This is a genomic window from Mycoplana ramosa (assembly GCF_041930185.1).
In the GTDB taxonomy this organism is placed as follows: Bacteria; Pseudomonadota; Alphaproteobacteria; order Rhizobiales; family Rhizobiaceae; genus Mycoplana; species Mycoplana ramosa.
In genome coordinates, this window is record NZ_JBHEEW010000008.1 from 101910 (window position 1) to 124599 (window position 22690).

Sequence of the window (22690 nt, forward strand, 5' to 3'; positions counted from 1 at the left end):
CGACACACAAGCCAGCTTCCGTGAGTTGCGATCGACAGGCCGAACAGCATGTCGCGGCCAGCGATCTGAGGCGCAGGGTGAATCTGAAAAGTGGCGATCCGGGGGCGCGGCGGCGAACTGTGATCGGTCGGCCGAACACGATTTCGTGGTCGCGGGCACTGCAAATGTGAAGCGGCAAAGTGAAGTCGAAATGCAGGCACGCGGCGCCATCCGCAACCGCGTGCCTGCCCGCCGCCAAGGCTACATCAGGTCGCGCGGGATGACTTTCTCGAACGACTTCTCGAACACCTGCGTGTCCCCCTCGAAGGCGCGCACGCTGGCAGAGATCAGCCAGTCGGTCGCGGTGCAGGCGATCGTGGCAGACGAGATCGTACGCACGAACCAGCCGGGGCGTTGCATATCGCAGATCCAGGTGGCCGTGCCCGTGGCCGACAGTGGATCACCTTCGCCAATCGACCAGAGTTCGTCGCGGATCTGTCGGGTGGCAAGGCCCGTGCCGGGGTGCTCGTGCAGGCCGGTGTCCTCGTAGATCGTGTACTCCGTCAGGCCATTTGTCAGGTCACGCTCGACACCGCGGGCGCTCTCGGGCGGGGAGAGTTCCGGATAGTTCGGCAGCGGATCGGGATCGGCCGGCTCCGGCAAGCTCACGACCTCGTGCGCCCCGAGCTTCGGCAATGCGAGGCCGAGCGAGGCGAGGTCGAGGGTGACTCCCGGATCGGTCGGCGGCGGCAGCAGCATCGGCCAGTACGACGTCGACAGCGACAGGCGGATGCGATGGCCGGCCCCGAAGCGATAGCCCATCGCGTCGAGGACGAGGCGGACCTTGACCTTTTCGCCCTTGGGCAACGGCTTCGGCTCGGCATTGCCGTCGCGGTGCGCCAGATTGAGGACGCCGAAGGTGACGCGGGTCGCGGTACCGTCCGGATGGACGTCGACGATGCGGGCGCAGAGATTGGCGAGGTCCGCATCGCAGGAGAGTTCGAGATCCAGGACCGGCTGGCCGAGGTATTCGCGCGCCTCGGCAAGCGGCGGCGTTTCCAGCACCAGCGAGCCGGCATCGTCCGCGCGCTGGTCGAGCGCCATCTCCGCGTCCGGCTTCAGCGTGAACCACTCGCCGGCCATCGTGCCGGTGTCGAGCGGCGAACGCAGGTAGTGATCGTGGTTCTTGGCGCCGGCGATCGGCATGCCGGGCGCCAAAGTTCCGTATTGCTCGACATAGAAGCAATCCATCTCGGGAGCGGACCAGTCTGCCTTCGCCGCCCAGAAGCCGGGGTCAAACTCGCGCCGCAGCGCCGGTTTCGGCCCGTCCTGGATATAAGCGCGCATCTGCGGCCAGTTCTCAGCGCCGTTCTGCTCGTCGCGCAGCCAGCGGTTCCACCAGGCGATCGCCTCGGCGTGGAAGTCCATGCGCGGCTTCGGCCAGGCGAAGTGGGGATACTTGTGGACCCAGGGGCCGATCAGCGCCTTGGCCTTGCCGCCGAGCCCCTCGACGGCCTTCAGCGGCGTGTTGCGGTAACCGTCCGCCCAACCGGCGATCACGAGTGCCGGAACCTGGACGCGTCCGAAATCCTCGCAGATCGAGCCGTGCTTCCAGAACGCGTCGCGGCGCTGGTGCTGCAGCCACTCCTCCATGAAGAAGGGCTCGTTCTCGAGGCGCTCCAGCCACATCGCCTTCCAGCGGTCGCCGACAATTTCCGGATCGGGGGATCGGGACTGGTAGGCGAGCATCGTCGCCGCCCAGGAGAGCTGGGCGGAGAGGTGCGTGCCGTTCTTGTAGTGGATGTCGTCGTTGTAGCGATCGACGGTCGAGGCGATCGAGATGACCGCCTTCAACGCCGGCGGCTTGAGGGCGGCCACCTGCAGGCAGTTGAAGCCGCCCCAGGAGATGCCCATCATCCCGACCGAGCCGTTCGACCACGGCTGCGCGGCGATCCAGGCGATCAGTTCGCAGGCGTTGGCGAGTTCGAGCGGCGTGTATTCGCCGTCGATGACGCCGTCGGATTCGCCCGAGCCGCGAATGTCGACGCGGACGCCGGCGATGCCGGCTGCCGCAAAGACCGGATAGGTGGATTCGTCGCGCATGCAGGTTCCGTCGCGCTTGCGGTAGGGCAGGAACTCGAACACGGCCGGAACGGGATCCTTGTCCGCGCCATCCGGCATCCAGATGCGCGCAGCGAGCCGCGTGCCGTCCGCCAGCGTGATCCATTCGTTTTCGATAACGGTGAAAGTGCGTTCCGACATCGTTCTTGTCCGATCCATTCCGTCCATCACGCGTCAAACCAGGCGCGGCTGCCGATATAGCCGTTCGACATGTCGTTGCCGATGTCGTCGGTGATACCCTTCAGCGAGGACGTCGCCGCCATCACATAATCGTTGAACACCGGCAGGATCAGGCCGCCCTCGTCGCGCACCATCAGCGCCATGGTGCGGTAGAGCTCCTTGCGTTTGGTTTCGTCCAGTTCGGAGCGCGCCTGCAGCAGCAGTTTGTCGAAATCCTCCCGCTGGAAGCGGGTGTCGTTCCACTCCGCGGTCGACAGATACGAGGTCGAATAACGCGAATCCTGCGTCGGGCGGCCGCCCCAGTAGGACGCGCAGAATGGCTGCACGTTCCAGACATTGGTCCAGTAACCGTCTTCCGGCTCGCGGCGCACCTCGAGCTCGATGCCGGCCTTCTTGGCGCTTTCCTGATAGATCACCGCCGCATCGACGGCGCCGGCGAACGCGGCGTCGGAGGTGCGCAGCAGGATCGGCCGGTCGTGGCCCGACTTCTTGAAGTGGAAGGCGGCCTTGTCCGGGTCGTAGGCGCGCTGCTCGATGTCGGTTGGCGCCAGCGCATAGTTGCCGTTCACCGGATAGTCGTTGCCGAGCGTGCCGTATCCGCCAAGCACGCGGTCGAGGATCGCCTCGCGGTCGATCGCATATTTCAGCGCCAGCCGCAGGTCGTTGTTGTCGAACGGCGCCGTGTTGCAGTGCATCAGGAAGCTGTAGAAGCCCTTGCCAGCGCTGCGCAGGATCTCGACCTTGGGTGCGCGCTTCAGGAGTGGCACGGTCTTCGGGTCGATGTTGTTGATGAAGTGCACCTGGCCGGAAGAGAGCGCCGCAATGCGGGCGGTCGCATCGTTCATGACGATGATCTCGACGCTGTCGACGAAGCCGCGGTCGCTTCGCCAGTCGTCGGCGTTCTTTTCAAAGGTGGCCCGCACGCCAGCCTCATAGCTGGTCAACTTGTAGGGGCCGGTCCCGACGGCCGCGGCAGGATTGTCGAGGCCGCCGTTCGGCTGGATGACAAGGTGGTAGTCGGTCAAAAGAAGCGGCAGGTCGGCATTGCCCTCCGTCAGCGTCAGGACGAGGTCACCGCCCTTGTCCTCGATCGTCTTGATCGATCGCATCAGGCCGAGAGCACCCGACTTGGAGCCTTCGTCGGAATGGCGCTTCAGGGTGGCGACGACGTCGGCGATCGTCATCTTGCGGCCGTCGTGGAAGGCGACGTCGTTGCGGATCTTGAACGTCCACACCGATGCGTCTGCGGACGGCTCCCAGGACGTCGCGATGGAGGGAAGGGGGGCGCCGGTCTTGGGATCGGTCTCGACCAGCGTGTCGCCCCAGAGGCGGCCGATGACGAAGAGCACCGAAGCGGTGTAGGTGGCGGGATCAAGGACGTCCGTCGCCGCGCCGCCCTTCAGGCCGAGCTTCAGGTGGCCGCCGCGCTTTGGCTCGTCTGCGCGGGCATCGCCGGCGACAAGTGTGGAGCCCAGTCCGGCCGCAAGCCCGAGCGCGGCAGTGCCGGCCAGAAAGCTGCGGCGATTGACGCCGGTCGGGACGATCAGGCCATCGGGGCGTTTCGTGAAGTCGGTCATTGTCGGTTCCCTCGATTTGGTGTTTCAGGGAAACCTAGCGTGTCATTGACCGGACACAATTTCGCGACTTGACGCGGATTTGCGCTAGTTTACGTTGTGGTCTCGTTTCCTGCGGAGGACAGAGTGACGGACGTTGACCATTTTACACTGAACCTGCGCGACGCCTGTGCGACACGGCATTCGATCTCGCAGGTCTGTCGCGAGATCGGCATCAACCGGCAGCAGTTCAATCGTTACATCAGCGGCGAGGCACGACCATCGGCGCACAATGCCCTGCGGATCGCCGCGTTCTTCGGGCTTTCACCCCAGGATTTCGAGCTTTCGCCGAAACTTTTTGGAGCCCGCCTGAGACGGCCGGACCGGCATCGCGCGGAAGCGGGATTGTTGCTCGAGGGCTTTCCGGGCGATATCGCGGCGCTGCGCCGGCACATCGGCTACTACCAAACCTACCACATCTCACCCTCATGGCCGGGATTGGTGGTCTGCTCCTGCGCAAGGCTCTATGAGGAGAGCGGTTCGATCCGCGTCAAGTCGATCGAGCGGATCCGCGACGTCGACAAGGGGATCTGGCAGTTCTCCAAATATGTCGGCCTCGCCACCTTCTGGCGCAACCGCATCTTCATTGCCGAACGCAGTGTCGGCCGCCAGCCGATGCTGTCGCAGACAATCCTGATGCCGTTCGAGGTCCACCAGCGGGTGTACCTGCGCGGCACGACGATGGGCGTTTCCTGGCGCAAGGAAAACCTGCCTTACGCCTCGCGCATGATCTGGCGCCACATCGGCCAGGAACCCGACCTGCGCCAGATGTTGTCTCGCTGCGGCGTGTTGTCCTTCGCATCTCGGCAGTTGCCGGCGACGGTGCGGACCTTCCTCGATACGCCCGGCGCAGAGGTGCTGACGGTGCCTGCGGATTATTGAGCCGCTTCAGCCCGCGAGAAAGGCGCCGAGGCTCTTCAGATCGACGTTGCCGCCGCTGAGAATGATGCCGACACGTTTGCCCGCGCAGGGAATTATACCGTTGAGAACGGCTGCGGCGGCAAGGCAGCCGGTCGGCTCGACGACGAGCTTCATGCGCTCGGCGAAGAAGCGCATCGTCTCGACCAGTTGCGCATCGGAGACGGTGACGATGCCTTTCACCTTGTCCTGCAGGATCGGGAAATTGTGGTAGCCGACGTGGGTCGAAAGCGCGCCGTCGGCGATCGATTTCGGAACGGGGATGTGCAGCACCTCGCCGCGTTGAAGCGATTGCTGGCCGTCGTTGCCGGCTTCCGGTTCCACGCCGTAGACCGCGCAACCGGGCAAGAGCGCCTTGGCGGCAAGTGCGGAGCCGCCGAGTAGCCCGCCGCCGCCGAGCGGCACCACCAGCATGTCGAGCGAGCCGATGTCCTCGATCAGTTCCAGCGCCGCCGTGCCCTGTCCGGCGATCACCTCCGGATGATCGTAAGGGGGAATGAGGGCGGCACCGCGTTCGCGGGCGATGCCGTCGCTGATCGCCTGGCGATCCTCGGTATAACGGTCGTAGAGAATGATCTCGGCACCGTAGCCTTTGGTCGCCGCCAGCTTCAGGGCCGGTGCGTCCTGCGGCATGACGATCGTCGCCGGAACGCCCTGCATTTGTGCGGCCAGCGCGATCGCCTGGGCGTGGTTGCCGGAAGAGAAGGCCACGACGCCGTTTCGGCGCTGCTCCGGGGGAAGGGCGGCTATGGCGTTATAGGCGCCGCGAAACTTGAAGGCGCCGACGCGCTGCAGGGTTTCCGCCTTGAAGAACAGCGTCGCGCCGGCCCTGGTGTCGGCGGTCCGCGAGGTGAGGACCGGCGTGCGGCGTGCGACGCCCTCGATCCTTGCCCTGGCGGTAAGCACATCGTCGAAGGACGGAATGTGAAGGGAACGTCCCTGGCCGCTGCGGTCGTTCATCGGGTCCTCCGCGTCGTGACATTTGTGGCGCGTGCCGGGGCGCAGACGTCCCGGCACGGCATGATCAACGGAGCACAGAAATCGCGGGAAAATCAGTTCCCCGCGCTCTCCATCCGCCGCGTCTTCAGCACTTTCTCCAGCCAGCCGATCTCCATTTCGGGGACCGACTTCAAGAGCAGGTCGGTATATTCGTCGAAGGGCGGCGACAGCACCTTCGACTTCGGGCCGAAGCGGACAAGGCAGCCACGGTGCATCACGGCGACCGAGTCGGCAATCGCCCGGACGATAGCGATGTCGTGGGTGATGAACAGGTAGGAGACCTGCGTGTCCTCCTGCAGTTTCAGCAGTAGCTTCAGGATGCCTTCGGCCACGAGCGGGTCGAGCGCCGATGTCGGCTCGTCGCAGAGGATCAGCTCGGGTTTTGCCGCCAGTGCGCGGGCGATCGCCACGCGCTGCTTCTGCCCGCCGGAAAGCTCGGCCGGGTAGCGGTCGAGGAAGCGCTCGCCCATCTCGATCTGGTCGAGTAGTTCCTTGACGCGCTCGGTCTTCTCCCGGCCGTGCGTGCCGAAATAGAAGGAGAGGGGCCGGCCGACGATGTCGCGCACCGTCTGGCGCGGGTTCATCGCCGTGTCCGCCATCTGGTAGATCATCTGGATGCGGCGCAACTCGTCGCGCGAGCGCCCCTTCAGCGCCGGCGGCAGGGTTTTCCCGCCGAAGCTGGCGCTGCCCTGCATCGGCGGCAACAGGCCGGTGACGACGCGGGCGAGCGTCGACTTGCCCGAGCCGCTTTCGCCGACGACGGCCAGTGTCTGCCCCTTGGGCAGGTGCAGCGAGACGTCGTGCAGCACCTTGAAGCCGCCATACCCGGCGGTGACGTTGTCGATCTTCAGGAGCGTGTCGGACTGGTCCGGGGCTTCGTCGCGGCGGGTTCCGCGGACGTTGACGAGCGCCCGCGTATAGTCCTGCGTCGGGGTCTCGATGATCTGCCGGACCGAGCCGTATTCGACCATCTTGCCGTGCCGGAGCACGAGAATGTCGTCGGTGATCTGGGCAACGACGGCGAGATCGTGGGTGATGTAGATCGCTGCCGTGTTCGTTTCCTCGATCGCGTGCTTGATCGCGGCGAGCACGTCGATCTGCGTCGTCACGTCGAGTGCCGTCGTCGGTTCGTCGAAGACGATCAGTTCGGGATTGGGGCAGAGCGCCATCGCCGTCATGGCGCGCTGCAGCTGACCACCGGAGACCTGGTGCGGGTAGCGCTTTCCAAAGGTCTCGGGATTGGGGAGCCCGAGCACCTTGAAGAGGTAGAGCGCGCGTTTCTCCGCTTCCGCCCGGCTCATGATGCCATGCGACAGGGTGGCCTCGATCACCTGGTCGCCGAGACGGTGCGCCGGGTTGAAGGCGGCCGCCGCGGACTGCGCCACGTAGCAGACCTTGGCACCGCGAATCTGCCGGATGCCGGCGGGGCTGAGCTTGAGGAGGTCCTGGCCGTTCAGCTTCACCTCGCCGCCGGTAATGCGCACGCCGCCGCGGCCATAGGCGAGCGCGGTGAGGCCGATCGTCGACTTGCCGGCGCCGGACTCGCCGATCAGGCCGATCACCTTGCCCTTCTGCACGTCGAAGGAAACGCCCTCGACAAGGGTGACGGTCTTCGGCGGCTCGCCGGGCGGATAGCTTGTGGCCTCGATCTTCAGATTGCGGACGGAAAGCAGGTCAGGCATCGCCGCGTCCTCCCTTCAGGCTGGAGGTTCGCTTCATCAGCCAGTCGACCACGAGGTTGATGCAGATGGTGAGGGAGGCGATCGCAGCACCCGGGATCAGGGCTGCGGAAATGCCGAAGATGATGCCGTCCTTGTTGTCCTTGACCATGCCGCCCCAGTCGGCCGCCGGCGGCTGGATACCGAGGCCGAGGAAGGAAAGGGTCGACAGGAACAGGATCGAGAAGGCGAAGCGCAAGCCGAATTCGGCCAGCAGCGGGGATAGCGTGTTGGGCAGGATCTCGCGGAAGATGATCCAGCCGGTGCCCTCGCCGCGCAGTTTGGCCGCTTCCACGAACTCCATCACCGCCACGTCGAGCGCAACCGCCCGGCCGATGCGGAAGACGCGGGTGGAATCGAGCACGGCCATGACGAGGATGAGGATCCACAGCGACTGCGGCAGCACGGCAAGGACGACGAGGGCAAAGATCAGCGTCGGGATGGCCATCATCAGATCGTTGAAGCGCGAGAACGTCTGGTCGACCAGCCCGCCGGTGACGGCGGCGGTGAAGCTCAGCAGCATGCCGAGCGAGAACGACAGCACCGTCGCCGCGAGCGCCACGAAGATCGTCGTGCGGGCGCCGAAAATCAGCCGCGACAGCAGGTCGCGCCCGAGGTTGTCGGTTCCCAGCAGATATTCGCCGCCCATCGGAGCCCAGATCTCGCCGACGATCTCGCTTTCGCCATGCGGTGCGATCCAGGGGGCAAACAGGGCGCAGAAGAGCGCAATCGCGATGCCGGCAAGCCCGATCCAGGCGCTCAAGGGGATGGATCTCAATCTCATCGCGGGTGCCTCAGTCTCGGATTGGCGATGATCGCGATAATGTCGGCCATCATGTTGAGGAAGATGTAGAGCGCGGCGAAGATCAGGCCGCAGGCCTGTACCACCGGCATGTCGCGCACCGTCACCGCATCGACCATGTACTGGCCCATGCCCGGATAGACGAAAACGACCTCGACCACGACGACACCGACGACGAGATAGGCGAGGTTGAGCGCGATCACGTTGACGACGGGGGCAATCGCGTTGGGGGCGGCGTGCCTGGCGATGATCGTCAGCCCGCGCAAGCCCTTCAATTCTGCCGTTTCGATGTAGGCCGACGACATGACGTTGAGTATGGCCGCGCGGGTCATGCGCATCATGTGGGCCAGCACCACCAGCACCAGCGTTGCCGTCGGCAGCGCGATCGCCGACAGCCGCTCGCCGAGCGTCATCGTGTCGTAGACGGTCGCCGGGAAGGTCGCCACGCCCAGTTGTACGGCGAAGAACAGGATCAGCAGATAGCCGATGAAGAACTCCGGAAGGGAGATGGCGGCGAGCGACACCACGTTGATGATCTTGTCGGGCATACGGTCGCGGAACTGCACCGCCAGCATGCCGAGCGCGACCGCGAGCGGAATCGAGATGATCGCCGCGAAAAAGGCGAGGAAGAGCGAGTTGCCGAGGCGCTTGCCGATCTGCTCGCTGACGGATTGTTTCGAGGCCCAGGACGTGCCGAAATCGCCCTGCAGCGCGCCGCCCAGCCATTGGAAGTAGCGGGTCGTCGCCGACTGGTCGAGGCCGAGTTCCTTGCGGATATTGGCAACCGCCTGCGGGGTTGCCGACTGGCCGAGATAGGTCGTGGCAAAATCGCCGGGCAGCGCCTCGACGCCGCCGAAGATCAACAGCGAAACGGCAAGAAGCAGCGCTAGGCTGAGGCCGAGCCGCTGCAGGATGAGCGCCGCCAGCGGGCTGCGCCGGCTCAAGCGTCCCCAGGGCGAAAGCGTGCCCCGGTCATTGGGTATCCTGGTATGCAAAGTCATCATTCCTGTGCTCGGATCCAAACCCGAAACGCCGGTGGGCTGCGGGTTTTCACCCGCAGCCGCCGTCATCGCAAGGTCCGAACCCGGCTTCGATGTGCCGCCCGCCATCAGGCGTCGAGCCAGACGCGGGTTGCGACATAGCCGTTCGACATGTCGTTGCCGATGTCGTGGACATAGCCCTTCACCTGCTTGGTCGATGCGTTCACGAAGTCGTTGAACATCGGCAGGATCAGGCCACCCTCGTCACGCACCATCATGGCCATGGTGCGATACATCTCCCTGCGCTTGGCCTCGTCGAGTTCCGAGCGGGCCTCGAGCAGGAGCTTGTCGAAGTCGGGCCTGAGGAAGCGGGTGTCATTCCAGTCGGCCGTCGACAGATAAGCGGTCGAGTACATCTGGTCCTGGGTCGGACGGCCACCCCAATAGGAGGTCGAGAACGGCTGGACGTTCCAGACGTTAGACCAATAGCCGTCACCAGGTTCGCGCTTGACCTCGATCTCGATGCCAGCCTTCTTGGCGCTTTCCTGGTAGAGCACGGCCGCGTCCACCGCGCCCGGGAAGGCGACGTCGGAGGTGCGCAGCAGCACCGGCCCGCTGTGGCCGGACTTCTTGTAGTGGAAGGCGGCCTTGTCGGGGTCGTAGGCGCGCTGCTCGATGCCTTCGGGGAACAGCGCATAGGTCTCGTTGATCGGGAAGTCGTTACCGACCTTGCCGTAGCCGCCGAGGATCTTCTGCACCATCGTCTCGCGGTCCATGGCGAGTTTCAGCGCCATGCGCAGGTCGTTGTTGTCGAAGGGCGCGGTGTTGCAGTGCATGATGAAGACGTAGTGGCCGCGGCCCGACGTGTTCAGGATTTCGACGTTCGGCGCCCGCTTCAGAAGGTCGACGGTCTTCGGATCGACGCGGTTGATGTAATGCACCTGGCCCGACGACAGCGCCGCAATGCGGGCGGTGGCGTCGTTCATGGCGATCAACTCGATCGAATCCACGTAGCCGCGGTCCTGCCGCCAGTCGTTGGCATTGCGTTCGAAGGTGGCGCGAACGCCGGGTTCGAAGCTCGTCACCTTGTAGGGGCCGGTGCCGATCATGGCATCCGGGTCGTCGAGACCGCCGTTCGGCTGGATGACCAGGTGGTAATCGGAGAGCAGCAACGGCATGTCGGCGTTGCCTTCCGTCAACACGAGCACCAGCTTGTCGCCGTCGGCCTTGATCTCCTTGATCGACTTCATCACGCCGAGCGCGCCCGATTCCGACTTCTCGTCGGTGTGGCGCTGCAGCGTCTTGACGACGTCGTCGACCGTCAGTTCCTTGCCGTTGTGGAACGTGACGCCCTTGCGAATGTTGAACGTCCAGGTGGCAGCATCAGCGGACGGTTCCCAGGATTCGGCCAGTGCAGGAACCGGAGCGCCGGTGGTCGGATGGGATTCGACCAGCATGTCGCCCCAGTTGCGCCCGGCGACGAAGGTGAACTGCGAGAGCGACTTTCCTGGATCCTTCGAATCGGTAGCCGCTGCGCCCTCAAGACCGAGCTTGAGATGACCGCCGCGCTTTGGCTCCTGCGCCTTCGCAGCGGTATCGAACATCGTGCCGGCGGCGGCCAGCGTGATGCCGAACGCGGCGGCGCGGCCCATGAACTCGCGGCGGTTCATTTTGCCGAGCATCACCTGCTGTGTGAGATAATCCTTATAGTCCGTCATTTGCCTGTTCCCTCTGGCTTGGCCGACTTTGCGGCCTTATTGTTTTGTTTGGCAGAAAGTCCGGTGTCGGCGAGCGACATCCGATGGCGGTGGCGCCTTCGGCGCCCGATTGATTTGTTGGTCTCCTCTCATCTCCGGCGCCGCAGTGGACGCCACTCTGGTTAACGCAAGATTAATGCATGTGAACGGAATGTAACGCTCAAAATCGTCTCTTCTGGCCCACAGCCATCCCTGGACCTCGCAGCCGGCCTTGCTCCCCCGGCCGACCTAACGGCCCTTCCACACCGGATCACGCTTTTCTGCGAAGGCACGCGCACCCTCCAACTGGTCTTCGCTCGAATAGAGGATATCCACCGTCTTGAACTGCCGGCGGGTGATCTTGTTCATCGTCGTCTGGAATGTCTCGCCCTCCGCGGCGCGGACCACTTCCTTGATCGCGGCATAGACGAGCGGTGGCCCGCTTTCGAGCAGGCGCGCCAGATCCCAGGCCCGGTCGAGCAACTGACCGGCCGGCAGGATCTCGTTGACGAAGCCCCAGCGGTGTGCCTCTTGAACGTCGAGCCAGCGCCCGGTCAGCAGCATGTCCATGGCGATGTGATAGGGGATGCGCTTGGGCAGCTTGATCGAGGCAGCGTCCGCAACGGTGCCCGATCGGATCTCGGGAAGCGCGAAGGTGGCGTGCTCGGCTGCCAGGATCAAATCTGTCGACAGCGCGATTTCCAGACCGCCGCCGCAGCAGATGCCGTTGACGGCGGCGATGATCGGCTTGTTCAGGTCGCGCAGCTCCTGCATCCCGCCGAAACCGCCGACACCATAATCGCCATCGACCGCGTCACCGGCGGCCGCCGCCTTCAGGTCCCATCCGGGGCAGAAGAATTTTTCGCCCGCACCGGTGACGATCGCCACCCGCAGGCTGTCATCGTCGCGGAAGTCGCGGAAGACTTCGCCCATCAGGCGGCTGGTCGCCAGGTCGATGGCGTTCGCCTTCGGTCGGTCGATGGTGACTTCCAGGATGCCGCCTTCGCGGCGCTTGCGTATCGGTCCGGTCATGGGCTCACTTCCTCAGACGGATCAGGGCATCGGCGGCGACGACGCCGTGGCCGCGCGGAAGCACCATGATAGGATTGATATCGAGTTCATCGACGATTGAAGCGTTTGAAACGACATACGATGCCGCCGATGCGACGGCGGCGACCAGCGCATCGACGTCCCCGGCAGGCGTGCCGCGATAGCCCGACAGCAGTTTTGCGATCTTCAGGCCGGAGATGGCTTGGCGGATCGCGGCCTCGTCGGTCGGCAGCGTCAGGATTGCCGAATCCTCCAGGAGTTCCACCAGGATACCACCGGCACCGATGGTCAGGACGGGGCCGGCGACCGGGTCGCGCATGGCGCCGACGATGAGTTCCGCCACTGGCTTGCCGACCATTTTCTCGACGAGATAGCCGGAGGCGACGCCGGCCATGGCCCTGGCCGCTTCCAGCACGGCTTCGCGAGACTGCAGGTTCAGTTTCACCGCCCCGGCTTCCGTCTTGTGGGCGACGCCGAGCCCCTTCAGGACGACCGGGAAGCCGAGCGCTACGGCAACCTCTGCCGCTTGGTCGGCAGTTTCCACGGCGCGGCCTTCGGGAACAGGGAGGCCGTGGGCGGCCAGCGCCTGCTTCGCCTCGTGCTCGGTGAGCGTGACAGGTTCGCCGTCGGCGGCCGTTACCGTGAGCAGCGAAGCGGGCAGGGGCTTTTCCCAGGTCGCGCCGATGGTCGCCGCGGTTTCCGCGGCGGCCAGCGCCTCCTCGATGCCCATGAACGGCACGATGCCGTTCTCCATCAGCATCAGCGCGGTTTCTTCCGGCATGTTCTCGCCCATGCTGGCGACGATGCCGGCGACGGCCCCCGTCGCCTTCGAGGCGTCGATGACGGCGTGGCAGGTCGTCACCCAGTCGGCGGCATCGCAGCGGTCCTGACGCGGAAAGTCGAGCACGATCAGGTTCAGCGCATAGCCGCCCTGCATCATCGCCGTGAAGGCGGTGGTCTGCTTGTCGCGATTGCCCCAGACGAAGGTGTGGTAATCGAGCGGGTTGGCGATCGTCACCATCTGCCCGAGTGCTTCGCGCAGGGGTTGGCGCTGTTCTTCGCGGAGGTCTCGGTAGACGGTCTTCCGCTTGACGCCGGCATCGGCCATCAGCGAGGCCTCGCCGCCGGAACAACTCATCGAGGAGATGTCGAAGCTCGCGAGCGGACCGTGCAGGTGCAGGAGCTTCAGAGTCTCCAGCAGTTCGGGAAGCGTTTGGACACGGCCGATGCCGAGGCGGGCGAGCAGGGCGGAGGAGACGGCGTCATTGCCGGCCAGCGAGGCTGTGTGCGACACCGTCGCCAGTTGCGCCTGCTCGGATTTTCCGACCTTGAGGGTCACCACCGGCTTCTTCAGTTCGCGGGCGCGGCGGCCAAGCCGCTCGAGCGATTCGATGCTGTCGAAGCCCTCGATGTGCAGGCCGACGGCGGTAACGCGCGGATCCTCGAGCACGGCGCAGGCGAGATCGCAAAGCCCGGTCTGGGCCTGGTTGCCGGCCGTCAGGATATAGGCGAGCGGCAGGCCGCGCATCTGCATGGAGACGTTGCAGGCGATATTGGAAGACTGGGTAAGGACTGCCACGCCCTTTTCGACGCGCACCATACCGTGCTGATCGGGCCAGAGCAGGGCGCCGTCCAGCATGTTGATGAAGCCGTAGCAGTTCGGCCCGAGGATCGGCATGTCGCCGGCCGCGGCGACCAGCGCCTTCTGCAGGTCGTCGCCGTCGGCAAGCTCGGTCACGGCTTCGCGAAACCCCGAGGCATAACAGACCGCGCCGCCGGCACCGCGGGCGGCAAGGTCGCGGATGATCTCGATGGTGAGCTGGCGATTGACGCCGACGAAGGAGGCGTCCGGCGCGCCGGGAAGGTCTGCGACGGAACGATAGCACTTGCGGCCGCGGATTTCGTCCTTGCTCGGGTGCACCGGCCAGATGTCGCCGGTAAAGCCCATCTTGTCGCACTGTTCGACGACGCGGCCCGCCTCCTTGCCGCCGAACACGGCGATGGAGCGGGGGCGGATAAGGCGGTCCAGGGAACGGGTCATGTCAGCACTCACGCTCCCAGCGGCCGCAGCAGTTCGCGGCTGATGATGTGTCGCTGGATTTCCGAGGTGCCGTCCCAGATGCGTTCGACGCGGGCGTCGCGCCAGAAGCGGGCAAGCGGCAGGTCGTCCATCAGCCCCATGCCGCCGTAGATCTGGATTGCCTCGTCGGTGACGCGGGCGAGCATTTCGGTGGCATAGACCTTGGCCGAGGCGATCTCGCGGTTCGCCGGCAGGCCCTGGTCGAGGCGCCAGGCGGCCGACAGCGTCAGAAGGTCCGCGGCGTCGATCTCTGTGATCATGTCGGCGAGCTTGAAGGAGACGCCCTGGTTGGCGCCGATCGGCTTGCCGAACTGCTTTCGCTCGGCCGCATAGGAAAGGGCATAGTCGAAGGCGCGGCGTGCCCGGCCGACGGAGGTGGCGGCGACCGTCAGGCGGGTCGCGTACAGCCAGTCGTTTGCGACGTCGAAGCCGCGGTGGACTTCACCGAGGATCTGCGAGGACGGCAGGCGGCAGTCGTCGAAGGTGAGGATGCAGTTCTTGTAGCCGCGGTGGGAGACAGAGTTGTAGCCGTCGCGGATCTCGAAGCCGGGCGTGCCACGGTCGACGAGGAAGCAGGTGATCTTCTTCTTCGGGCCGCGCGGCGTGTCCTCTTCGCCGGTGGCGATGAAAACGATGACGAAATCGGCGATATTGGCATGAGAGATAAAGTGCTTTGTGCCGTTGACGATCCAGTCGTCGCCGTCCTTTCGGGCAAAGCACTTCATGCCGCGCACGTCGGAGCCGGCGTCCGGTTCGGTCATGGCAAGCGCGTCGAACTTGTCGCCGCGCACGGCCGGCAGCAGGTACTTTTCGCGCTGCTCGGCGTTGCAGCCCATCAGGATGCCGGAGGGGCGGCCGAAGAACACCGTCAGCGCCATCGAACCGCGGCCGAGCTCGCGCTCGACCAGGGTGAAGGAGGTGTGGTCGAGCCCGGCGCCGCCGACCTCTTCGGGGAAGTTACAGCCGAAGAAGCCGATTTCCTTGCACTTGCGGGCGATTTCCTGGCCCAGCTCGGGCGGCACGAAGCCGGTGCGCTCGACCTCGTTCTCATGCGGATAGATCTCGGTTTCGACGAACGTGCGGACCGTGTCGACGATCATCTGCTGTTCGTCTGTGAGTGCGAAATTCATGGTGTTCTCCCTCGTGTTCCTTTGCGCGCCGCTTTCCCGTCACCCCAGCCTTTTCCCCGCAAGCGGGGAGAGAACCGGGTCAGCGCTCGTCTGATTCGTCTTCCTCAAAACGAATTTCTGGCGGTTGCGGCTTGTCGCTTCTCCCCGTCCACGGGGAGAAGGTCGCGGCAGCGGGATGAGGGGCAATCGCCCCCGCCATCCCCGTTCCTATCGCTTCTGACCCACATGACGCCCGGCGCCGTCCGGCACCGGCAGCCCTGCATGCGCCCGGGTCAGCACGGCCAGCTTGTCGAGCACCTTGCCGGGCGCGGGCACGGCCTTGCCGGCCTTGGAGTCGACGTGCAGCATCATCTGCTCGGCGGTGGCGACCGGCTCGTTCGTCTCGGCGTTGTAGATCGTCGAGAAGAACTGCAGGCGCTTGTCGTCGGACGACAGGATCTGGCAGGTCGTGTAGAGCGCGTCGCCGAGCTTGGCCTCGCCGAGGTGGCGGATATGGGTCTCGACGGTGTAGTAGCTGTGGCCGTTGCGGACATAGTCCAGATCGACGCCGATGAGGCGCAAGACGCCGTCGGAGGTGTCGCCGAACACCTGCAGGTAGCGGTGCTCGGTCATGTGGCCGTTGTAGTCGACCCAGGCGGGGTTCACTTTGGTGTCGAGGACATGCAGCGGCTCGACCTTGCCTAGATCGACCTCCGGCTTCTTCGCATTGGCCCAGAGATGGTCCTCGAACTCGGCGAGCAGCTTGCCTGCGCCCCAGCCGCGGCCGTCGTCGCCGGCCTTCAGCGCATGCATGATGCCGACGAGGTTCTGGTCGCGAATGCGCTCCAGCTCGCGGATGCCGCGGGCGCCGGACTGGGCGTCGGACTGGTTGGCGATCTTGTCGACCAGTTCGTCGGTGAGGTCGACGACGTCCGTCAGCTTCGTCCAGGGCCAGGAGAGGCAGGGGCCAAACTGAGCGATGAAGTGGCGCATGCCGGCCTCGCCGCCGGCGATGCGGTAGGTCTCGAACATGCCCATCTGGGCCCAGCGCATGCCGAACGAATAGCGGATCACGTCGTCGAGCGTCTCGGTGTCGCAGATGTCATCCTTGATCAGCCACAGACCCTCGCGCCAGACAGCTTCGAGCAGGCGGTCGCCGACGAAGGCCTCGATCTCCTTGTTGATGATCACACCCTTCATGCCGATTGTGGCGAGCTTCGCCTTGGCGGCCTCGAGCACGGCCCGGTCGGTCTTCTGGCCGCCGACCAGCTCGGCGAGCGGCAGCAGGTAGACGGGGTTGTAGGGGTGAGCGACGAACATCCGCTCGGGATGCTTCATGTCGCGCTGCAGGTCGGTCGGCATCAGGCCCGAGGTCGACGAACCGATCAGCGCCTGGGGGTCGGCGGCCGCGTCGATCTGGGTGATGACGCCGCGCTTCAGCTCCAGCCGCTCCGGCACGCTTTCCTGAATCCAGTCAGCGCCTTGCACGGCTTCCTCGATGCTCTTGCAGAAGGTCAGTTTCCCCTTCGGCGGCAGCGGCGCCATGGTCAGCATGCCATAGGCGCGCTCGGCGTTCGCCATCACCTCGCCGATGATGCGCTCCGCTTCGGGGTGCGGGTCGAAGATGTTGACGTCGATGCCGGCGAGCGCGAACCGCGCCGCCCAGGCGCCGCCGATGACGCCGCCGCCGATGCAGGCTGCCTTGTTGATCTTGGTCATGTGGTCGTTCCCATCGTGTCAGTTGTTCTTATTCGAAAAATTGCCCCTCGCCCTAGCCCTCTCCCCGCGGGCGGGGAGAGGGGACGAATCTGCCGCTGCCGCTCGGTCCCCAATTCTGCGGGAAAGGCGCTGCGGGTCCCTTCCCCCCGCTCACGGGGAGAAGGTACCGGCAGGCGGATGAGGGCACTCCTCAAGCGCTTCTCAGCGCTTCGTCAGCTTCAGCTTCTCGCGCACCTCGGCCGGGCCGATGACGCGGGCGCCCATGTTCTCGATGACGCTCACGGCCTTCTCGACGAGCTGGCCGTTGGTCGCGAACTGGCCCTTGCCGATGTAGAGGTTGTCCTCCAGCCCGACGCGGACATTGCCGCCGGCGAGCACGGCGGCGGCGGGGTAGGCCAGCGCGTTGCGGCCGATCGAGAACGCCGAGAATGTCCAGTTCGACGGCACGTTGTTGACCATCGCCATGTAGGTGTTGAGATCGTCCGGCGCCCCCCAGGGGATGCCCATGCAGAGCTGGATGAGCACCGGGTCCTCGATCAGGCCTTCCTCGACGAGCTGCTTGGCGAACCAGAGATGGCCGGTATCGAAGGCCTCGATTTCGGGGCGCACGCCCAGATCGGTCATCTGCTTGGCCATGGCGCGCAGCATCGACGGCGTGTTGGTCATCACGTAGTCGCCGAGCGAGAAGTTCATCGTGCCGCAGTCGAGCGTGCAGATTTCCGGCAGGCATTCGGCGACGTGGGAGACGCGCTCGGTGGCGCCGACCATGTCGGTGCCCTTTTCCTTCAGCGGCAGCGGGCTTTCGACGTCGCCGAAGATCATGTCGCCACCCATGCCGGCGGTCAGGTTCAGCACGATATCGACTTCTGCCTGGCGGATGCGGTCGGTGACTTCCCTGTAGAGGTCGTTGCGACGGCTCGGTGCGCCGGTTTCCGGGTCGCGGACGTGGCAGTGGACGATGGCCGCGCCGGCCTTGGCGGCTTCGACCGCGGCCTCGGCGATCTGTTTCGGCGTGATCGGCACGTGCTTCGATTTTCCGACCGTGTCGCCCGAGCCGGTGACGGCGCAGGTGATGAAGACGTCGCGATTCATGGCGAGGGGCATTTCATTTCTCCCAAATTTCCTCCCGCCCATTACGGGTCAAGGAGACCGGTCATGCTTTCCAATATCGGTGGCATCCTTTACACATTAGGAGATTTGGGGGAGATTGCACAATTGCTTGATCCATCGCATGAGACGCTCGACCTGGACATTCTGGTGCTGCCGGAAACGAACCTGATCCTCGTCGCCTCGCTGATCGAGCCGCTTCGCGCGGCAAACCGCATCTCGGGTCAGGAACTCTATCGCTGGCGGATCTTCTCCCCGGACGGTGCGGCAATCGAGACACGAAGCCGCATTCCGGTTCCCGTCGATGGCCCGTTTCGGCCGAAGGAGGAGACGGCCCCGCTGTTCATCCTGTCGAGTTACCAGTGGCAGATGAGCGCGACACCCGCGTTGCGCATGCAATTGTCGAGAACCGCCCGTTACCGCACGATGATGGCCGGCATCGAGTCCGGCAGTTGGCTGTTGGCGGAGGCGAGCCTGCTCGATGGATATTCGGTGACCATCCACTGGGAGGACATGGAGGACTTCGCCGCCGCCTATCCGCAAATCGCCGTGCTCAGGCAGCGCTATGTCATCGACGGCAAGCGCATCACCACCGGCGGCTCGCTGCCGACGCTGGACCTGATGCTGGAGATCATCCGCCGAAGGCAGGGCTATTCTCTAGCGCTCGAGGTGTCGCGCCTGTTCATCTATGAGCACGAGCGCACCGGCGGGCTCTTGCAGGTGCCGGCGCTCGGCAACATGCGGGTTGCCGACCAGCGGGTCAGCCAGGCGGTGCGGCTGATGGAGGAGACGGTGGCGACGCCGATGCCGCTGACGCGGCTGGCCCGCCGCATCGGGATCAGCGCGCGCCACCTGCAGGATCTCTTTCATGAGACGATGGCGGTCGCGCCCCACCAGCACTATCTCGCCCTGCGGCTCAATGCGGCGCGACGCAAGGTGATCGAGACCAAGCTCGAATTCGCCGACATCGCCGCTGCGACCGGGTTCAATTCCTCCTCCGCTTTCTCGCGCAGCTACCGCGCCCACTACCACGAAAGCCCGACGGAGACGCGCCGCAGGTTGCGGACGGCGGGGAAGGGGTGAAGTTCATTCGCCCTACCGGCTCGGCGTTGTCCGGCACAAAATCCGCTCTGGTCACGCAGAAAAATCTGTCGGGAACCTTTTGCGCCGATCCGCATCCAATGCGTGCCAGCAGCCCGAACGTGAATGCTGCGGCACGACGCGATCACGGCCTCAAAGGAGAAAGATCATGCTGAAACGACTTCTCGCCGCAACCTTCCTGGCAACGGCCCTTGGCGGCGTTGCGTTTGCGGCCGATGCCAAGCCGAGCGATCCCCAGATCGCCCACATTGCCTATACGGCCGGGAGCATCGATGTCGAGGCCGCCCAGCAGGCGCTGAAAAAGAGCAAGAACGCCGACGTGCTGGAGTTCGCAAAGACGATGGAGCGAGATCACAAGGCCGTCAACGACCAGGCGCTGGCGCTCGTCAAGAAGCTCAATGTCACGCCGGAGGACAACGCCATCAGCAAGTCGCTCGCCACCGGTGCCGAGAAGGAACGCGCGACACTCGCATCGTTGGATGGGGCTGCCTTCGACAAGGCCTATATTGCCAATGAGGTGGCCTACCACAAGGCGGTCAACAGCGCCTTGGCCGACACCTTGATCCCTTCTGCCCAGAACGCAGAACTCAAGGCCTTGCTCGAGACTGGGTTGACGCTCTTCCAGCAGCATCAGGCGCATGCCGAGCATCTCGCCGCGACGATCGACTAAGGTGTACCGATGGATACCACCCTCAATAGGGGAGCTATCGCCGGCGCGCTGATGGCTCTGTTCTTCGTTCCGGTGTCGCCTGCGGCAGCCGCAGAACACCAGATCACGATTGCCGGGATGAAGTTCATCCCGGCGTCGGTGGCGTTGAAAGCGGGTGATGTGGTCGTGTGGAAGAATGATGATATGTTTCGACATACGGCCACCGCACGCGGCGGCAGTTTTGACGTCGATCTGCCGCCGAAAGCGGAAAAGCGCGTGAAGATCACCGCGGCCGGCGCAGTCGATTACTACTGCCGCTTCCATCCCGCAATGAAGGGAAAGCTGGAGGTCGAACCGTGACGGTGGATTTTCGCAACAGACGAGCGGAGAGTCACCCATGACCGGGATGCCCATGGGTATCGAACAGCGGCAGGCGGATATCGCTGGTGCTTCCGATGCCGAGCTTGTCGACCTTGCCAGAGCGGACGAGGAGGCGGCCATCCGCGCCCTCGTCCAGCGTCACAATCGCCGCCTGTTCCGCGTGGCGCGCGCGATCGTCCGCAATGATGCGGAGGCGGAGGATGTCGTCCAGGCGGCCTATGTACAGGCGTTCACCCATCTGGACGCCTTTCGCCGGGAGGCGCAGTTTTCGACGTGGCTGACGCGGATCGCAGTCAACGAAGCGCTCGGTCGCGTCCGTCGCCGCAGAACCACCACGGGGCTTGAGGAACTTGAGATGCAACGCAGCGGTTCGGGTGGCGGTGAGATCTTGCGCTTTCCGACCTCTCCCTGGACAAGCGATCCGGAGACCGAGCTTTCGCGCAGCCAGGCCCGGTTTCTGCTGGAGCGTGCGGTCGACAACCTGCCCTCCGAGTTCCGGGCAGTCTTTATCCTGCGGGATGTCGAGGGGATGAGCACGGACGAGACGGCGTCGCACCTCAATCTCCGCAGCGCAACCGTCAAGACTCGCCTGCATCGGGCGCGCAAGCTGATGCGCACATCCATCGAACGGCAGCTTGCGGGATCGCTTTCCGCCCTGTTTCCCTTCGACGGTGCGCGCTGCGCGTCAATGGCGGACCGGGTGGTGCAGGTGCTGAAGGCGGGGAGGGCGACCGCGGACCATTGAGCCGCGAACGTCTCTCCGCCACTGCCCCGGTTTCCCTTGATCATCCGGTCATCCGGTCGTGGCGGCTCTCGACATCGCGCTCCGCCCAAGGCAAACTCGGCGGTACGGTAAGATGAGCGCGCTGATCGCAGCATCGTGCGCGCATCCGCTACGGTGCCGGGCAGCCGAGGAGTGCCGCATGCGCCACCGCGCGACGATCCGCTTCGCCCTTGCCAGCCTCGCGCTCCTGCTGGCGGCCTATCTGCTCGTCAGCTATTTCCTCTTGCCGGAGATCTGGATTTTTCGTGATTCCGGGCGGATCGGCAGCCTGAGCAGCATGGTCACGACGACCGCCGACGACATTCCCGGCGATCCCATCAATGTCGGCCTCGTCGGCTCCAAGGAGGAGGTGATCCGTGCCTTCGCGGCGACCGGCTGGGACCCGGCCGACAAGATCACTCTGCGTTCCTCGGTCGATATCGGGTTGAGTGTGGTGCTCGATCGCCCCGACCTCGACGCGCCGGTCAGCCCGCTCTTCTTCGAGGGGCGACAGCAGGACCTTGCCTTCGAGAAGTCGGTCGGACGCAGTGCCGACGAACGCAACCATGTCCGCTTCTGGCGGACCGAACGCGCCGGCACCGACGGTCGGCCGCTCTGGCTGGGTTCGGCAAGCTTCGATCGCGGGGTGGGCCTCAGCCGCGATACCGGCCAGATCACCCACCACATCGGACCCGACGTCGACGCGGAGCGTAACCTCGTCATCGACGACCTGCGGAAAGCCGGACAACTATCCTCGACATACGAGATTCCCGGCATCGGTGCGACCAGGAATGGCCGCAACGGTGGAGGCGATCCCTACTTTACGGACGGGAAGGCCCTTGTCGGCGTGCTACTGTCCCCGCCCGGCCAATAATGCGCTTTGCTCCGCTTTTGTCGCGGAACGTGCCGGCGATGGCGAAGCGTTGCGGGCGGAACGCCTTGCCCGTTCCGGGGCCGTGGCCGAACTGACCTCGCTGATCAGTTTTCGCCGGAGGGCGGAAACGTAGTCGTTCGCCGTATCCGGCTCGATGACAAATGCACCCTTGCCGCCGATCACATGGTCTTTGAAATAGCCGACCAGAGGGTAGGGTACGCCATACCGGATTTGCGGAACAACGATTGCGTTGATCGTGTAGCCGCGGGCAAGAGCCCGCGCGCGGCTTGCCCACAGCGGCGCGCCGTCATTGTTCGTTCCATTGGACGAGATATCGATAATCCTTGCCAGGGCGGCGCCGCGATACTGGTCCAGAAGGTCGCTCCCGGCGTCGATGGCATCGGATATGGAAGTCGCGCAGTATCCGGAGCAGTCGTCGCCGTCGCTTGCGAGCCGGTGTATTGCCCCTGCGACTGCAAGTGCGTCCGCCATGCCGCAAACCCGCGTCCACGGCAGGACCGATCTCGTCCGGCCGCGGCTCGCCCACTCGATGTAGGTGACGGCTATGCAGCCGTTCAGGCCTTGCGAAATGGCCGCGATGACGGCCGGCTCGGCAATCGCCTTCGCATGACCATCGCGTTGCAGCTTTGCAGTTGTTCTGTCGACGGAGGCCGAAATATCGACGGCAAACACAATGGCGGCGTCGACGTCGGCGGCATGGGCCGGAACCTCGACGATGACCATGAAAAGGAACCACAGGAACAGCGTGGGCACGGCGTCCCCCATCCGCGTTCGCAAGGTCCCAATATAC

19 protein-coding genes are annotated in these 22690 nt (G+C 64.8%); 6 read left to right on the forward strand and 13 right to left on the reverse strand.

Annotated features, from left to right (window positions below):
* Positions 1 to 240 precede the first annotated feature (240 nt).
* Positions 241 to 2241, reverse strand: coding sequence for a CocE/NonD family hydrolase (locus JNC62_RS12170; protein ID WP_374839081.1), 2001 nt, complete (start codon positions 2239 to 2241; stop codon positions 241 to 243).
* Between the two features lie 26 nt (positions 2242 to 2267).
* Complete coding sequence (locus JNC62_RS12175) at positions 2268 to 3857, reverse strand: ABC transporter substrate-binding protein (RefSeq protein WP_374839083.1); 1590 nt, start codon at positions 3855 to 3857, stop codon at positions 2268 to 2270.
* A gap of 123 nt (positions 3858 to 3980) precedes the next feature.
* On the opposite strand from JNC62_RS12175, the gene JNC62_RS12180 reads away from it, so the two are divergent.
* A complete protein-coding gene (locus JNC62_RS12180) occupies positions 3981 to 4775 on the forward strand; it encodes a helix-turn-helix domain-containing protein (RefSeq protein ID WP_374839086.1) in 795 nt (264 codons plus the stop codon).
* Positions 4776 to 4781: 6 nt separating this feature from the next.
* Here JNC62_RS12180 and JNC62_RS12185 read toward each other — a convergent pair whose 3' ends face one another.
* The 10 genes from JNC62_RS12185 to bcoG form a co-directional block, all read right to left on the reverse strand.
* Positions 4782 to 5771 carry a threo-3-hydroxy-L-aspartate ammonia-lyase gene (locus JNC62_RS12185; RefSeq protein ID WP_374839088.1) on the reverse strand — a complete coding sequence of 330 codons (990 nt, stop codon included), beginning with the start codon at positions 5769 to 5771 and terminating at the stop codon, positions 4782 to 4784.
* A gap of 92 nt (positions 5772 to 5863) precedes the next feature.
* Positions 5864 to 7492 carry an ABC transporter ATP-binding protein gene (locus JNC62_RS12190; RefSeq protein WP_374839090.1) on the reverse strand — a complete coding sequence of 543 codons (1629 nt, stop codon included), beginning with the start codon at positions 7490 to 7492 and terminating at the stop codon, positions 5864 to 5866.
* A complete protein-coding gene (locus JNC62_RS12195; protein ID WP_374839092.1) occupies positions 7485 to 8312 on the reverse strand; it encodes an ABC transporter permease in 828 nt (275 codons plus the stop codon). The genes JNC62_RS12190 and JNC62_RS12195 overlap by 8 nt, the downstream gene beginning before the upstream one ends.
* Positions 8309 to 9439 carry an ABC transporter permease gene (locus JNC62_RS12200; RefSeq protein WP_374839094.1) on the reverse strand — a complete coding sequence of 377 codons (1131 nt, stop codon included), beginning with the start codon at positions 9437 to 9439 and terminating at the stop codon, positions 8309 to 8311. Before JNC62_RS12200 ends, JNC62_RS12195 begins: the two co-directional genes overlap by 4 nt.
* Positions 9439 to 11028, reverse strand: coding sequence for an ABC transporter substrate-binding protein (locus JNC62_RS12205; protein WP_374839096.1), 1590 nt, complete (start codon positions 11026 to 11028; stop codon positions 9439 to 9441). Before JNC62_RS12205 ends, JNC62_RS12200 begins: the two co-directional genes overlap by 1 nt.
* 267 nt (positions 11029 to 11295) lie before the next feature.
* Positions 11296 to 12078 (reverse strand): carnitinyl-CoA dehydratase, encoded by a 783-nt coding sequence (locus tag JNC62_RS12210; protein WP_374839098.1) that lies wholly within the window; start codon positions 12076 to 12078, stop codon positions 11296 to 11298.
* 4 nt (positions 12079 to 12082) lie between these two features.
* The gene (locus JNC62_RS12215; protein WP_374839100.1) at positions 12083 to 14137 is read right to left on the reverse strand and encodes an acetate--CoA ligase family protein; all 2055 of its coding nucleotides are present in this window, start codon (positions 14135 to 14137) and stop codon (positions 12083 to 12085) included.
* Between the two features lie 8 nt (positions 14138 to 14145).
* The gene (locus JNC62_RS12220; protein ID WP_374839102.1) at positions 14146 to 15306 is read right to left on the reverse strand and encodes an acyl-CoA dehydrogenase family protein; all 1161 of its coding nucleotides are present in this window, start codon (positions 15304 to 15306) and stop codon (positions 14146 to 14148) included.
* Between the two features lie 207 nt (positions 15307 to 15513).
* Positions 15514 to 17004 (reverse strand): carnitine 3-dehydrogenase, encoded by a 1491-nt coding sequence (locus JNC62_RS12225; protein ID WP_374839104.1) that lies wholly within the window; start codon positions 17002 to 17004, stop codon positions 15514 to 15516.
* Positions 17005 to 17205: 201 nt separating this feature from the next.
* On the reverse strand, positions 17206 to 18108 hold the full coding sequence (gene bcoG, locus JNC62_RS12230) for a 3-dehydrocarnitine:acetyl-CoA trimethylamine transferase BcoG (protein WP_374839106.1): 903 nt from the start codon (positions 18106 to 18108) through the stop codon (positions 17206 to 17208).
* Between the two features lie 111 nt (positions 18109 to 18219).
* Between bcoG and JNC62_RS12235 the strand changes: the two genes are divergently transcribed.
* The 5 genes from JNC62_RS12235 to JNC62_RS12255 all read left to right on the forward strand — a co-directional run bounded on the left by JNC62_RS12235 (position 18220) and on the right by JNC62_RS12255 (position 21879).
* Positions 18220 to 19194: a GlxA family transcriptional regulator gene (locus JNC62_RS12235; protein ID WP_374839107.1), complete on the forward strand. Its 975-nt coding sequence runs from the start codon at positions 18220 to 18222 to the stop codon at positions 19192 to 19194.
* Between the two features lie 166 nt (positions 19195 to 19360).
* Positions 19361 to 19882: a DUF4142 domain-containing protein gene (locus JNC62_RS12240; protein WP_374839109.1), complete on the forward strand. Its 522-nt coding sequence runs from the start codon at positions 19361 to 19363 to the stop codon at positions 19880 to 19882.
* A 9-nt stretch (positions 19883 to 19891) separates the two neighbouring features.
* Complete coding sequence (locus JNC62_RS12245) at positions 19892 to 20221, forward strand: cupredoxin domain-containing protein (protein WP_374839111.1); 330 nt, start codon at positions 19892 to 19894, stop codon at positions 20219 to 20221.
* Between the two features lie 37 nt (positions 20222 to 20258).
* The gene (locus JNC62_RS12250; RefSeq protein ID WP_374839113.1) at positions 20259 to 20987 is read left to right on the forward strand and encodes an RNA polymerase sigma factor; all 729 of its coding nucleotides are present in this window, start codon (positions 20259 to 20261) and stop codon (positions 20985 to 20987) included.
* A gap of 178 nt (positions 20988 to 21165) precedes the next feature.
* Positions 21166 to 21879, forward strand: coding sequence for an LssY C-terminal domain-containing protein (locus JNC62_RS12255; protein WP_374839115.1), 714 nt, complete (start codon positions 21166 to 21168; stop codon positions 21877 to 21879).
* Here the strand turns inward: JNC62_RS12255 and JNC62_RS12260 are convergent.
* Complete coding sequence (locus JNC62_RS12260) at positions 21856 to 22653, reverse strand: DUF1194 domain-containing protein (RefSeq protein ID WP_374839117.1); 798 nt, start codon at positions 22651 to 22653, stop codon at positions 21856 to 21858. The two genes, JNC62_RS12255 and JNC62_RS12260, sit on opposite strands and share 24 nt — an antisense overlap.
* Positions 22654 to 22690: the final 37 nt, after the last annotated feature.

Coding starts and splice junctions, on each gene's coding strand:
- JNC62_RS12205 (WP_374839096.1), bottom strand. CDS start 11,028: ATGACGGACTATAAGGATTATCTCACACAGCAGGTGATGCTCGGCAAA.
- JNC62_RS12185 (WP_374839088.1), bottom strand. CDS start 5,771: ATGAACGACCGCAGCGGCCAGGGACGTTCCCTTCACATTCCGTCCTTC.
- JNC62_RS12195 (WP_374839092.1), bottom strand. CDS start 8,312: ATGAGATTGAGATCCATCCCCTTGAGCGCCTGGATCGGGCTTGCCGGC.
- JNC62_RS12175 (WP_374839083.1), bottom strand. CDS start 3,857: ATGACCGACTTCACGAAACGCCCCGATGGCCTGATCGTCCCGACCGGC.
- JNC62_RS12210 (WP_374839098.1), bottom strand. CDS start 12,078: ATGACCGGACCGATACGCAAGCGCCGCGAAGGCGGCATCCTGGAAGTC.
- JNC62_RS12220 (WP_374839102.1), bottom strand. CDS start 15,306: ATGAATTTCGCACTCACAGACGAACAGCAGATGATCGTCGACACGGTC.
- JNC62_RS12190 (WP_374839090.1), bottom strand. CDS start 7,492: ATGCCTGACCTGCTTTCCGTCCGCAATCTGAAGATCGAGGCCACAAGC.
- JNC62_RS12255 (WP_374839115.1), top strand. CDS start 21,166: ATGCGCCACCGCGCGACGATCCGCTTCGCCCTTGCCAGCCTCGCGCTC.
- JNC62_RS12250 (WP_374839113.1), top strand. CDS start 20,259: ATGACCGGGATGCCCATGGGTATCGAACAGCGGCAGGCGGATATCGCT.
- JNC62_RS12245 (WP_374839111.1), top strand. CDS start 19,892: ATGGATACCACCCTCAATAGGGGAGCTATCGCCGGCGCGCTGATGGCT.
- JNC62_RS12240 (WP_374839109.1), top strand. CDS start 19,361: ATGCTGAAACGACTTCTCGCCGCAACCTTCCTGGCAACGGCCCTTGGC.
- JNC62_RS12170 (WP_374839081.1), bottom strand. CDS start 2,241: ATGTCGGAACGCACTTTCACCGTTATCGAAAACGAATGGATCACGCTG.
- bcoG (WP_374839106.1), bottom strand. CDS start 18,108: ATGCCCCTCGCCATGAATCGCGACGTCTTCATCACCTGCGCCGTCACC.
- JNC62_RS12225 (WP_374839104.1), bottom strand. CDS start 17,004: ATGACCAAGATCAACAAGGCAGCCTGCATCGGCGGCGGCGTCATCGGC.
- JNC62_RS12215 (WP_374839100.1), bottom strand. CDS start 14,137: ATGACCCGTTCCCTGGACCGCCTTATCCGCCCCCGCTCCATCGCCGTG.
- JNC62_RS12200 (WP_374839094.1), bottom strand. CDS start 9,439: ATGGCGGGCGGCACATCGAAGCCGGGTTCGGACCTTGCGATGACGGCG.